The sequence below is a fragment of the Sorangium sp. So ce726 genome (assembly GCF_051521405.1).
Taxonomy (GTDB): Bacteria; Myxococcota_A; Polyangia; order Polyangiales; family Polyangiaceae; genus Sorangium.
The window spans coordinates 10,440,891-10,453,507 of sequence record NZ_CP150349.1; the positions used below are offsets into that span (position 1 = coordinate 10,440,891).

Annotated in this window: 9 protein-coding genes; 5 read left to right on the plus strand and 4 right to left on the minus strand. The window is 70.2% G+C overall.

Features of this window, described 5'->3' with window-relative positions; genetic code table 11:
* Positions 1 to 2: 2 nt before the first annotated feature.
* Genes WME79_RS38855 through WME79_RS38865 form a run of 3 tightly spaced genes read right to left on the minus strand, consistent with a single transcriptional unit; the run spans position 3 to position 3,260 of the window.
* Positions 3 to 1,205: a hypothetical protein gene (locus tag WME79_RS38855; RefSeq protein ID WP_437525482.1), complete on the minus strand. Its 1,203-nt coding sequence runs from the start codon at positions 1,203 to 1,205 to the stop codon at positions 3 to 5.
* A complete protein-coding gene (locus WME79_RS38860) occupies positions 1,202 to 2,623 on the minus strand; it encodes a FecR domain-containing protein (RefSeq protein WP_437525483.1) in 1,422 nt (473 codons plus the stop codon). The genes WME79_RS38855 and WME79_RS38860 overlap by 4 nt, the downstream gene beginning before the upstream one ends.
* Positions 2,616 to 3,260, minus strand: coding sequence for an RNA polymerase sigma factor (locus tag WME79_RS38865; protein WP_437525484.1), 645 nt, complete (start codon positions 3,258 to 3,260; stop codon positions 2,616 to 2,618). The genes WME79_RS38860 and WME79_RS38865 overlap by 8 nt, the downstream gene beginning before the upstream one ends.
* Before the next feature lie 14 nt (positions 3,261 to 3,274).
* Between WME79_RS38865 and WME79_RS38870 the strand changes: the two genes are divergently transcribed.
* From WME79_RS38870 to WME79_RS38880, 3 genes are all read left to right on the plus strand, one after another.
* The gene (locus tag WME79_RS38870; RefSeq protein WP_437525485.1) at positions 3,275 to 3,508 is read left to right on the plus strand and encodes a hypothetical protein; all 234 of its coding nucleotides are present in this window, start codon (positions 3,275 to 3,277) and stop codon (positions 3,506 to 3,508) included.
* A 256-nt stretch (positions 3,509 to 3,764) separates the two neighbouring features.
* The gene (locus WME79_RS38875) at positions 3,765 to 5,306 is read left to right on the plus strand and encodes a hypothetical protein (RefSeq protein ID WP_437525486.1); all 1,542 of its coding nucleotides are present in this window, start codon (positions 3,765 to 3,767) and stop codon (positions 5,304 to 5,306) included.
* A 393-nt stretch (positions 5,307 to 5,699) separates the two neighbouring features.
* Positions 5,700 to 8,099, plus strand: coding sequence for a hypothetical protein (locus WME79_RS38880; protein WP_437525487.1), 2,400 nt, complete (start codon positions 5,700 to 5,702; stop codon positions 8,097 to 8,099).
* Positions 8,100 to 8,267: 168 nt separating this feature from the next.
* Here WME79_RS38880 and WME79_RS38885 read toward each other — a convergent pair whose 3' ends face one another.
* Positions 8,268 to 10,514: a DUF3160 domain-containing protein gene (locus WME79_RS38885; protein WP_437525488.1), complete on the minus strand. Its 2,247-nt coding sequence runs from the start codon at positions 10,512 to 10,514 to the stop codon at positions 8,268 to 8,270.
* A gap of 525 nt (positions 10,515 to 11,039) precedes the next feature.
* Between WME79_RS38885 and WME79_RS38890 the strand changes: the two genes are divergently transcribed.
* Together WME79_RS38890 and WME79_RS38895 are read left to right on the plus strand one after the other, a co-directional pair.
* Positions 11,040 to 11,360 (plus strand): hypothetical protein, encoded by a 321-nt coding sequence (locus WME79_RS38890; RefSeq protein WP_437525489.1) that lies wholly within the window; start codon positions 11,040 to 11,042, stop codon positions 11,358 to 11,360.
* 62 nt (positions 11,361 to 11,422) lie between these two features.
* Positions 11,423 to 12,595 carry a hypothetical protein gene (locus WME79_RS38895; RefSeq protein WP_437525490.1) on the plus strand — a complete coding sequence of 391 codons (1,173 nt, stop codon included), beginning with the start codon at positions 11,423 to 11,425 and terminating at the stop codon, positions 12,593 to 12,595.
* Positions 12,596 to 12,617: the final 22 nt, after the last annotated feature.

Sequence of the window (12,617 nt, forward strand, 5' to 3'; positions counted from 1 at the left end):
ACTCAGAAGCTCACCTGAAGGCCGAGGCTCGGGAGCAGCGTCGGGCGCCCCGTGCGGCCCACCTCCACACCAGCGATGGTGAAGACAGGCTGTCTTGCGAGCACGAGGACGTCGAGCGCCGCGTGGGCGGCGAGGTACGGCAGGACGCGAACGCCGACGCCGCCCCCTGCGGAGACGCCGGCGGTGAGCCAGTTTTCACGCCGATCGCGGTAAGGAGGGTTCGCCCGGCCGGCGACCGTCACATGGTAGACGCCCGCGCCGAGCGAGATCACCGGATGGATCCGCCATGCCTCGGGGCCGGCGGCGTACGCCAGGCCGATCATGGCCGCGGTCTGCCGCAGCGCCACGCGGCCGCCGGGAGCGTCGAGGTTCCTGGCCATGACGGCCGGCACGAGGGTTCCGCGCAGCGAGACGCCCGCCGTCAGATCGTGCCCCACGCGGAAGTAGGGCCCGGGAACGACCCCGACGTCGCCGGCGAGCGCCGCGAGCCCCGCCTCGACGCTCAGCCAGCGCTCTTCGGACGTGGGCGGCGTGGGCGCCCGGGGCGCGGCGCTCCCGGGGTCAGGCCGCCCGGGCGCGGCCGACCCGCGCGCCGCCCGGGATCCGCCCGCAGGCGCGGCCGACCCGCTCGCCTCCGTGGATCGATCCGCGGGCGCGACCGCCGCTCGCGGCTGCAGCAGCGCCGCGTCGAGCGCGATGGCCTCGCGCCCCGCCGGCGCGGCCGCGTCGGCGATCCATTGCGCCACCCGCTCGGGCAGCTCGCGCCGCTGCTCGCCGCTCAGCTCGAGCAGGCTGGCCCGGAGCAGCTCCGCCGACCGCACGGCGAGATCGCTCGCCGCGTTGCTGGCGCCGGGGACGCCGAGCTCCACGCGGCGGACCAGCGTCTCCTTCGTCGCGTGATCCGCGATCCACGCGTCGGCGACGGCGCCGCCGTCGGTCTCGAGGATGGCGATGGCCGCGAACACGCCGTCCGCGCCCTCGATCGGCGCGCGCCCGTCGACGCCCGGCGCGCCCTCCAGGGAGCGAACCGAGAAGCCCACGGCGCGCAGCTCGCCCGCGAGGCGCACCGTGGCCTCCTCGACGACCTTCCCGGCGTGCGGCGCGCGCACCACGATCACGCCGATCTCCTCCGTGGCGCTCGCCCCCCGGGACACGAAGAGCGCGGCGCACAGCGCAAGGGCAAGCCCGAACCCGCTGCGCCTCATGGGCGGCGGAGGATCTCCGCAGCGGCGGCCGCGAACGCCCCGTGCGGGTGGCGCGCGAGGTACTGCTCGGCGATCGGTCGGGCCGCGCCATCGCCCTGGGAGGCGCGCAGCACGATCATCTTCCGCCCGAGCGCCTCGGCTGCCAGCGAGCCGGCCGGCGACTCGGCGAGGTACCGATCGTACCAGTCGATGGCCGCCACGGGCGAGCCCGCCTCCGCCAGGCGACCGAGGAGGAACGCCGCCGAGCGCGCCTCGGGCGAGCCGGGGAAGCGCGAGCGCTCGGCGAGCAGCGCGCGCCGCGCCAGGTCGTTCCGCCCCGTGTAGCGCGCGGCGTCGGCCAGCGCGGCGATCTCCGGGAGCGGGCTTGCGGCGATCGTCGCGTCGATGCCCCGCGCCTCCGCCACCGTGATCGCCCCGGCGAAGTCGCCGCGGGCGACATGCTCGCTGCAGCTCCCCGAGGCGGGCGCAGGCGCCGCGGGCGCACGGACCGCGGCCGAAGCTGGCGCGAGCGCAGCCATCGGATCGGTCGCAACCGGCGCTCCCGCCGCGGCCGTTGCCCCCGCCGCGGCCATTGCTCCCGCCGTGGCTGCCCCTCCCATCTCGGCCGACGCCCCGGCGTCCTCCAGCATGCCCATCTCGGCCGGCGCCCCGGCGTCCTCCAGCACATCGGTCCTCGCCGGCGCGTCGGCTTCGCGCAGCGCGCCGCCTCCTGGCGCGCGCGCGCCAGCGGCGCTCAGGTCCGCGATCGTGAGCTCGCCGCGGACCACGTCGGCGACCAGGCGCTGGCCGCCCTGGAGCGCGACGCCGCCCGAGGCGAGCGGCCCGCGGACCGCGACCGAGCCGCTCTGCATGGTCAGCTCGAGCCGCTCACGCTCCCAGCTCAGGTCGAACTCCGTGCCCGTCACCCTGACGGTGAACGGCCCTGCCGCCGCGACCCACTCGGCCTCGGGCAGGTGGGCGACCCGGAAGTGCGCGGCGCCGCCCTCGATGTGGATCTGCGCGCCGCGCGCCGTCACGGCGGTGATGCGCCCGCGCGCCCCCGGCGCGAAGCGGACGGTCGTCCCCTCGCTGAAGCGCGCCGTCGCCCCGCTGGTCCCCCCGCGCACGTAGCTGTCCGCGAGCGCCGCGCCGTCGGCGCGGTCTCCCGGCGCGACGCCGTCGACCTGGTACGACAGGCGCGACGCCGGACGCAGCGCCCAGAGGCCCAGGATCACGAGCAGCGGCGCCAGCGCCGCCGGCAGGAGCCAGCGCCGCCGCGGCGCGAGCGGCAACACGGGGCGCTCGACCTCGTCGATCAGCCGCGCGCGGCCGCGGGCGAGCGCGCGGTCCGCCGGCGAGGGCGCCCCCGCCTCGCGCGCCAGCGCCGCGAGCCGCCGCAGGGCGACCTCCGGCGGAACCCCGGGCTTCGGATCAGCCATCGCTCGCCTCCTCCACGGGCCCGACGTAGGCCGCGAGGAGCGGATCCCGCTCGGCCATCGCGTGGACGCGCGCGGTCACCTTGGCCAGGTGGCGCTTGGCCGTGGCGAGGGACATCCCGCTTGCCTGCGCGGTCTCCGCGAGCTCCAGCCCCTCGATGTGGCGCAGCACGAAGAGGAGCCGCGCCCTGTCGTCCAGCCTGTCGAGCAGCGCATAGAGCCGCGCGACCGCCTCGCGCGCGCCCTCGTCGACGCCCTCGGCCGGCTCATCCGGCAGCACGCCGCTGTCGGTGAGCGAGAACCAGCGCCGGAACCGCCGGCGCCGCAGCGCCGACCGCGCGACGCGCACGGCGATGCCGAGGAGGAACGGCCGCAGCGCCGCGGGATCCCGCAGGTTCTTCACCTCCCGGAAGAACTGCAGGAACGTCTCCTGGGCGTGGTCCTCGACGTCGCCGCCCGGGCCGAGCACGCGGCGGAGCAGGCCGTGCACCACGGCGCCGTAGCGGTCCCAGACGGCGCCGGCGGCGCCTGGCTGGCCCTCGGCTGCCGCGCGGGCGAGGCCGGCGTCGTCCAGGCCGGCCAGGGGGCCGGTGCGGACGAGGGTGAGCCGGGGGGCGAGGGCTGCGCTGGGCAAGACCACGGGAACTGGAATAGGTGGTCGCGAGCGGGTCCCGGTGGCTCACAAAAGCGACGGCGGCGAGCGCCGCGCGGTCGATTCCGATCGCCTTCGCCGTGGTCAAGGTCATCGTCGATCACTCGGCGGCTCCGTGGAAGCTCGGCGAGGCGGACGGCGCGAAGCTCGCCCCGGCGCTGATCGCGCTCATCCGCCGCGCGGCGCTGGCGAAGAGACGCCGGCGGCCTGACATGTCACGTGACATGTCTCGGTGAGAGCGTGACATGTCACGCCCTCGATCGTGACATCTCCTGGTCGCTGGCCCGGCGGCCCCGCCCGGCCCGACACGCGCGACAAGCCGTCCTTTTCGGCCTGACGGCGCCGCGCGCCCATGTCACGGAGCACGCGCACAAGGCGGCATACACCTTGCTTGACTGCGCGCAGGCTCGGTCCACACCTGAGCTCTTGATCAGATCTCCCTCGTTATTTCCTTGAATCAACGCTGAACGCTCCACCCTTCTTGGATGTGCCATGACGAATTCACATGATGGTATCTCGCCGCGAGGCACGCCGGTCCTTGTCATGATGTCCGCTGCCTTCGCGCTGCTGTCGGGCTGTTACTCGGCCGTCGACGCGGAGGAGGCCGAGCCGGTCCAGGAGGCCAGATCCAGCCTGACCCTGACCGGCCAGACCTTCCGCTTGGTGACCTTCACCAGCGCGACGCCGTCGGAGAGGTGCCGCGTTCCGCCGGTCGATCCGAACGCGACGCCCAAGGTGCCCATCTTCGCTCCGAACACGCAGCTCACCATCAAGCGCCGCGGCGTTCTGATGGGCATCTGCACCGTCGAGTCGACGACGAGCAGCGATCCCACCGTGTTCGAGATGAACGAGGCCGCATACGGCAGTCGGGTCGCCTGGTCGTCGTACGACTCCCCGACGCTGCCGCTCACGACGTTGCCGGAGGTGGAGGTGTCGAACGAGTACGCACCGGGGGTCGCGCCCGCGATCGCCGCGCCCGCCACCAGCATGGCCGACGCGCAGGCGACCTCGTGGACCAACCACGGGGTCATGGAATACACCTACCGGGGCCCGAGCGCGGGCGTCGTGTACGCGGTCGCCCACCCCACCGAGCGGGGTGCGTTCGATCAGGTGAAGCTCATCCATGAGTCCGACACGGCCCGGAACGGCGTGTGGGCGGCCGCGATCAACGGGAACCCGCAGTCGGGGGCGACGGTGAGCTATCATATCACCTCGACCCAGATCAGCCCGCTCAGCTTCCCCGGGATGAACACGTTCATCACGAACCCGCTCCCCTATTCCGTGTCCTTCCACGCCAGCTCGGACTCGAGCTGCAACAACAACACGCACGTTCGGGTCGGCGGCCGCATGGAGGGCGTCTTTCGCCAGGGGATGGCGGAGATCGTGCGCGACGAGCTCGCCAGCGTCGTGTCGGGCCTGAACGTCAGGTGGTCGCAGGGATGCGAGCCGGGGAACGGCCTGGACAATTTCGTCAACAAGATGGCGCGCCGTTCCCGTGGGGTGCAGATCGAGCAGCGCTTCAGCGCGATTGGCAGCTTCCCGGACCGCCGGGACGCCGTGGCGCGAGCGGTCAAGTCCGTCTACGACTGCCTGCTCGACGCGCCCGACGTCCTGTCCGAGTCGCCAGGCAATCCGGCCAGCCCGACGACGTTCCTCGCGGACAGCGCGGACGCGTCGTACGCCAACGGCAGCGTTTGCCCGCGCTTCATCGCCGAGGTCGACATCGTGAACGCGGCGGGCGGGCACACGCACTCGATCCGACCCACCGTGTGCCAGGCCGGCGATCAGGTGCACGTCGACTACTACTGGTACAACGCACCCGAGGTCGCTTACGAGCGGCTCGGCGGAGGCGACATCACCTACGACGCCGCCTGCACGCCGACGTACGCGGTCGACAACGTGAGCGCCCAATTCACTTACATCGATCCCGGTAACCTGGCGATCGGCAGCTCGGGCAAGACGCGCATCCGCGCGGTCGCGCGGGCCAAGAGCGCGGGCGGCGCGCTGAAGGCCGTCCGGTTCGCGATCGATTGACCCCGCCCCCGCGCTGCCCGAGCCCGAAACGCGACCGCCACCGCCGCCCGCGCCGGAGGCAAAAGAAGCTGGTCGTAGGCCAATCCTTCGCCGGGGTTCATCGTCTCGCACCCCGTCAGCGGCAGAGCGCAGGTCGGGATCGTATCGCCCCAGGCCGCGGCTTTGTCGTTTGAGCGCGGATCCATACGACGGCAAGCGCGAGGCGGCCGGTCGCGTCAGTTGTCCAGCGCGGGACGGCCGCTTCCGCAGCGTCGCGCCGGGGCACACCGGCGGCGCTGCGGGGGCGCGTGGCCGGGCTTCCATGGCCGTGGCCCATGTGCCGAGGAGAGGAAATGCGCCCGTCACCTTTGTGATGCTGAATGAAACGCCCGGGGACACGCACCTGAGCGGGGCATGCGAGCCATATCATTCAACATCTCGTGTCTCCTTTTGCTGGTCGGCTGCTCTGGCTCCGGGCCAGGCGCCTCGACCGGAAGCACATCCGGCGCTGGAGATACCGGCGGCAACGGCGCTGACCCCACCGGCTCCGGCGCCGCGGGAGGAAACGGCGGCAACGGCGGTGACCCCACCGGCTCCGGCGGCTCCGGTGGGAACGGCGGCAACGGCGGTGACCCCACCGGCTCCGGCGGCTCCGGTGGGAGCGGCGGCAGCGGCGGTGACCCCACCAGCTCCGGAGGCTCCGGTGGGAGCGGCGGCAGCGGCGGTGACTCCACCGGCTCCGGCGGCTCCGGCGGCTCCGGCGGCAGCGGCGGCTCCGGCGGCTCCGGCGGCTCCGGCGGCAGCGGCGGTGACCCCACCGGCTCTGGCGGCGCAGGGGACGGCGGCGCAGGTGGCGGCGGCTCCGGTGGCGGCGGCTCTGGCGGCTCCGGTGGTCTTGAATTCCGCTCTGCCTGCGGCACGTCCGGCAATCTCCTCGATACGCCGGAAGCATTCCTCGATCTGGGACACCTTGCCACCGTACGCCGGCTCTTCGTCTCCGGGGATCGCGTCCTGAGCTGGGACTACGACCGCTGGATCCTCTGGGATACAGCGGCCCGCGCCGCGATCGCCGATGGTCAGGCGCCCGGCGGCATCGACCACGAAGATCCCATGGAGCCGCCGCCAGAGCTCCCAGGAGGCGTCGAGCTCCGCGGCGAGCTCGTGCTCGTCCAGACCAACCCGCTGCACGCCTTCGACCTGCGCAGCGCCGTCGACGGCTCGCTGCTGGCAACCGTCTCCGCCGAGTACGACCGGGTGGGGCTCGCGAGCGACGGGAGCTATGTGTGGACCCTCGACAACTACCGCGATCTCACCCTCTGGAGCCCCTCCGGGGACGAGGTGCTGTCGACGACGGTGAGCCGACCCGGCGCGCTCCATGCCGCCCCCGACGCGGTGCGCATCGCGCAGCAAGGGAGCGGCGCGCTGCCGATCGAGGTCGTGCCGGCCGACGGCTCGCCACAGACGTTGACGCCCGCGTTCACGGGCTCCTTCCACGCGTGGTCCGCGGACGGAGCGCGCTTCCTCACCACGGCCGGCACCACGGTGCGGGTGTACTCGAAGGCCGGCGTCCAGGAGAGCATCGTCTCTCTGCCAACCACCGCCGGGCTCTCGGCGACCGGAGATTATCTCTGGACCTACCAGGGCGATATCCCGGGCTACCCGCTCAAGATCTATCGGGTCGGCGGAGGGAACATCCCCGTGGCGGAGCACGCCTACGGCCCGACAACGACCGTCGTGCCCACCGAGCGCGCGATCGCCGTCATCAACTATTCACAATCGAAGTTCGAGGTCATCGACCTCGGCGGTGCCGAGATCACGCGAACGGAGCACGAGATCGCGCGCGCGACCGACAGCCTGGCGCACATCGACGGAGGGCTTCGCTGGGCGGTCACGACCTTCGGCAACACCATCGCGCAGAGGGGAACCCTGGCCGACCCCGACGCGAACGCGACCCTCGGCTGCGGACCGTCGACCCTGGACGGCTCGGCCTCCGGACGCGTCGCGATCGCGACGGCCTCGGGAGCCACCCTGATCTACGATACAGCCGATCTCGATGCCGGTCCCGCGATGTCCCTCTCGCTCAAGAGCTCTCACGTCGAGCTCTCGGCCGACGGACGCTTGCTCTTCGCGCATGACGCCATCAGCTCGCCGGGCAGCGACCTCCGGGTCATCTCCCTGACGGACGGCGCGGAGCTGGCCTTGCCCGACATCGGAGGTCGCCTCGTCGACTTCTCCATTTCTGCGGGCGGGACGACGCTGGGCCGCAGATATTTTCCTCCCGCCGGCACGGCCGGAAGCGGAACTCGCATCGTCAGCGACGTGAGCGGAGGGACGGTGTTCTTCCAGAGCACCGGACCCGGGCTGCTGCCGGTCATCTCCCCCGGGGGCCAGCATTTCCTCGTGTCGGACAAGGGGCCCGGGAGCGGGTGCGGGTTCACCCAGTTCTACGAGGAGGGGGTGCTCGTCAACGTGGTGCCCGGCTGCGCGATCGGATGGGTCGATGACACCCGCGCGCTCGTCCAGACGTATCGACGCAACACCTCGGATCGATGGGAGTACGAGGCGTCCACCCTCTACGACCCGACCGGCAACGTGGTCTCCACGCCGACGCTGCCGCCCATCCCCATCAGGCAGGGCGGCAATAACGGGGGCATCGTCCCCGTCTCACCGGCGGCGATCCACGTGCGGGGCGGGAGCACCATCCACGATGTCGAGACAGGGGCGGTCGTGACGACCCTCCCTGTCGCCGGCGTCCTGGCAGCTGACCACGTCGTCTACTTCTGCGGCCACGGGGTCTGCGCGATCCCGTACTGAAGGCCTCCAGCGCCCGTCGCGCGATGAACCGATGAATCGCGTGGTCGATGGTCGCAAGAATGCCCCTCTCGCCCTCTTGCTTTTTTGCGCCTTGGCGCCAAGGCGCCTTGGCGTTCAACGCTTCGGTCTCCTGGCGGCGAGCGCGCCGAGGCCTGGCCGCGCCGGTCTCTACTGCGCCAGCACCGGCGCCATCCACGGCACATCGGCCGGCGGATCCTCGTACAGCTTCCGAGCCCATTCCTCGTCGGTGAGTCGGGTGAAGCCCTCTGCCAGGTGCTCGTGGTAGGCGAACACTGCGCCCGCGTACGCGCGAGGACCCTGACAGGTATCGACCGTCATGACCATCATGCGTGGATTGCCGGTGCCCACGTGCAGCACCGACGGAGCTCGCGGGACCGGCAGGTCGCCTCCGATGTCCGTGTGAACATCGGCGATGGTCGGGTCGCTCTTCAAGCCGTCGACGGGGTTGAAGAACAGATCCTTGTACCAGCCCGTTTGCCAGGGGTCACCGCTGCCACCGCCCTCGATGTGAATTGCCTGTTTGATGAAGGTGATGTGCTCCTCCGAGTGCGGCATGCCCGTCCGCTGCGCCTCCGCCATTTCACTCAAGGTGGTCGCGATACGTGACAGGGTGCCGAAGTAGGCGCTCACCTGCTCCGCCAACGTTTCGCTCCCGTTCAGGCTGAAGTCGAGGGTATCGACCAAGGCCTGGCCCTGGTCGGCGAATCTGGCGATCCTTTGAAACAGCTCGGGGTAGGGATCGACGTACGCATCCGGAAAGTCGCAGCCGTTGCTGCCGGTATACGACTGCTTGGCATACAAGATCGTGTCGTGCCTGAGCTGTGCCCACGATCCGAGCTGCGTGTTCAGCAGACGGCGCCCCCACGCTTCGCTGCGCGCCACGCTGGGGAGACCTTCCGCGGCCGGCCCCAGGGTCGTGGCGTTCGCCGAGAGCGTCTGTAGCGCCCCAAGCCAAGACGTGTACAGGCTGCCTTCCCAGTACGATGGCGGGTGGGCGTCGGCGATGACGCGAACGGCCGCCAGATCGCCGGCGTAGTTCCATTCTTCGAGTTCACCCGCGAGCAGGCTCACCGCGTGGTCGTTCTTCAGGGCGGCGAACGCGGCGTCGAGCGGGTTCGGAACCACGCGTGTCGCGGTGCGGTCGTACACCACGTTGGAGAACACGTGACTATCGATCACGTAGCGCTGCCCGAAGAACGCAAAGCTCGCGTTGAGCGGGAACGTGGAATCGCCGCCCTCCTTTCGCATGATGTGACTTGCGATGCGCTGTTCGCCGTAGCGCCCGTTGATGATCGCCTGAGCGATCGTCGTGTCATCGATGGCAGCAAGCCCCCTCGCATCAGACACCCCCAGGCCTCTCAACAGCTCGTCCAGCTCGGGCACGATCATGTAGTCGTGCTCACCCACGAACGCGGTAATGGTTCGATCGATGCCCGACCAGTCCTCCAGCGCCGCGGCATCCATCAAGTCACGCATCGCCAGCGCTGCCTCGAGCTGACGGCGCCAGAAGACGCGCGAACCATCGGGCATGGTTTCGATGAGCCGAAAATCGATGCGCCCCATCCACATCATGGCGCGAAAATAGCGCTGGAGCTCCACCGTGTCCGTGTAGTGGCCCCGAGGCTTGAATTGCGAGAAGTCGAAGCGGCGCGGAACGCCGAATATGGACTTTCCCTGTTCTCCGTCGGCCGCTTCGGCGTGAGCCAGGAAGGACGCGACGTCAGCTTTGCTGGCTCCCGCCACGGGTTCGCTCGGCGCTCCCATCAGCAGGCTGCGCGCGACGGTCAGGTAGAAGTCCGCGTCGGCGGCTGCCTGCTCCGAGAGCCCGGAATTTCCGGACGCCAAGCGAGCACGCATCGTGTCGAGCAAGCGGGTGACACGCGGGATCAATACGGCTTGTTCCAGGGCCTGCAAGATGTCGTCGTACGAACGGTGCATGGCCTCAAGCACCATGTCGCCGCTCACGAAAACCGGCAAATCGTGCACGTAGATGGCAGCGTAGGCGTAGGGGAAGCTGGGATAGGCAAGTCGACTGGAGACCACGAAGCCGTTCGCGGCCAAGACCTCGAGTTCCGCGTCATTCAGGCCCAGCTCTGATCGCTGGATCAGATCGAGGTTCTGAACGTCCGTGAGACCGTAGCCCAGATCGTTCGAAAACGAGACCGCGTAGGCCTCTTGAAGGGATGCCGCGTCGTGTTGTTTGGCGGTGGCCACCTGGGCTTCGACTTCGGTCGCGGTGACCGAGCTGAGCTCGAGCTGCACTTCGGTTCCGACGTCGACGGGACGCTCGTCGCCGGGACCTGCGGGGCCCGGCCCGCCAGGTTCGGTGGAAGCAGAACACGCCGCCAGCAAGCCGACGCTGACCAGGGTGGAGATGATTCGTTGGGTGTGCACGGGTTTCCTACTCCTTTGGCGGCACGGGGGCTGGTGTGCCGGTGTGCCAAACCCGGATCGCCGTGCCGCGGCCCCAGGCCGAAGGACGCTCGAATTGCGGGTTTCATCCACTCCACGTGTGCCAACGCCACAGACAGAGCAACCGGCGTGCCAGCTCTCCGAGCCGGCAAGCGGCTTCCGGGCTTCCTGCAGGGCCACGACAATGCCGCGGGTGTGGGTGTTGTACGGCGCCAACGGTTACCCGGGAACGCTCGCCGCGGCGCTCGCCCAGGCGCGGAGCCTCGCTCCGGTCCTTGCTGGGCGCGACCGGACTGAGCTCGATCCGCTCGGAACACGCCTCGGGCTCGAGGTACCCTCGCGCGAGCGTGGAGGGCTCGGCGGCGTGGTCCTTCCGTCGTTGGCGCGAGGGGGAGGCGCGCTCGGCGGGGTCGGGCTTGCAGGATCGGCCTTGCTCGCCTTATCGTCCTTGACACGGATCGACGAAACCGTCGTAATTGCTGCGTGCTGACCATCCGGCGCGAGCAAATGAGACTCCTGGCCCGGCGCTCGGACGCCGAGCTGATGCCGCGCCTTCTCGAACGCGTGCGGGTGATGTATCCGGAACAGGTCTGGAGCACGAACGACGAGACGCTGATGGAGCGCCTGAAGGCACAGCTCCAGCGGGCGGCGGGCCACGGGCTTCACCTCGAGGCCCACGTGACCAGCTATGTGGATCTGTGCTTCGAGCTCGGCGACTCGTTCGAGGAACAACCGGAGTACGCGGCGCTCGTCGCCACGCTCCGCGCCCGGGATGTGACCAGCGAGGCCAAGGCGCAGGCCATCACGGACGAGCTGGTGATCGGGTAAGCGATGCGACGGCGCCCGATCGCGGCTGCGTGGGCAAGTGTCGCTGCGGTTCGGGTGCGCGCGTGCCGTTGAACGTGGCGGCGTTGTTGCGGGCAGCCGCGCGCTGCCAGCGGCGCATCGAGCGGATCGACGCGGAGCTCGTCCGTCTCGACCACACCACGGCCCCGCCCGGCAATACCGACTGGCCCGCCGAGAGCCAGCACATCCGCCGTGTGCTCAACAAGGCGCGAAAGCTCCAGAACGAGCGGCGCATCCTGCTCCGGCGCCTGGCCAAGGTTGAGCAAGGTCAAATCCCGCCCGAGTACGCAGACCGGGAGTGGCTCTATCGCCGCAAGTTGCTCGTGGGCTTGGCCAGAAACCACGCCCGCGCGAAGCCCATGCAAGGCCGGGCACGCGACCTTGTCGACATTGTCAGCACCTGCGTGGTCGAGCACCGAGAGGCGCTGTTCGGCCAATGGATGATCGCCAGCCTCCGCGAGCTCAACACCGCGCGATGTCCGGGCCAGGATCGACGCTTCATCTACGCCAACGAATGGAAAGGCGGTGTCTATCGCTTCCCGCAGCGGTCGTGGATGGCGGACGCGCCCCTCGGCGACGACCACCCCGCCCACTCCACCACCATGAACTTCGCCAACACCGAGGAGTTCAGCCCGTCCGCCGCCCTCGAGGATCTGTTCACCTGGAACGCCCATCCCATCGCCATCGAGTGCATGAGCGCGCTGCACATCTGCTTCCTGCGCGCCTTCATGAAGACGGTCGGCACGGCGGCGCTCGACGCGGTCACCGAGGACATCGTGCAGGTCGCGCCGGGCGACGATGGCAGCGTGAGCAAGCTGCGGGTGGCGCTGGCCGTGGACTCCGTCGACCAGCTGCGCCCCGGCGATTGGGTGTATTTCTACAATCATCCGGACTACGTCAAGCGCCACCACGACAGCTCCTTCGCCACCTGGCAGGGTGCCAATGCCGTCTACCTCGGCAACATCGGCGGCGAGCCGCGCTTCAGCACGTTCGATTCGCAAGACCCGGCGTGGACCGAAGCCGAGTTCGTGACGTTCCTGCGGCGAGAATACAACCGCAAACCGGACGGCCCGAACAGGGGCCAGCTGGCAAACAGGTTCCCCCAGCTGGCTTCGTCCGACGACGTACCCGGTCTGCGTTGCCCGAATCTCGAGCAGCGGGGCCGGATCAGCCCGGTCTATCGCATCGACGTTCGAGAGCTGGCGCGCTGGCGCTGAGGCGACGTCGAGCTACCAGTGC

Coding starts and splice junctions, on each gene's coding strand:
- WME79_RS38890 (WP_437525489.1), top strand. CDS start 11,040: ATGAGACTCCTGGCCCGGCGCTCGGACGCCGAGCTGATGCCGCGCCTT.
- WME79_RS38860 (WP_437525483.1), bottom strand. CDS start 2,623: ATGGCTGATCCGAAGCCCGGGGTTCCGCCGGAGGTCGCCCTGCGGCGG.
- WME79_RS38880 (WP_437525487.1), top strand. CDS start 5,700: ATGCGAGCCATATCATTCAACATCTCGTGTCTCCTTTTGCTGGTCGGC.
- WME79_RS38855 (WP_437525482.1), bottom strand. CDS start 1,205: ATGAGGCGCAGCGGGTTCGGGCTTGCCCTTGCGCTGTGCGCCGCGCTC.
- WME79_RS38875 (WP_437525486.1), top strand. CDS start 3,765: ATGACGAATTCACATGATGGTATCTCGCCGCGAGGCACGCCGGTCCTT.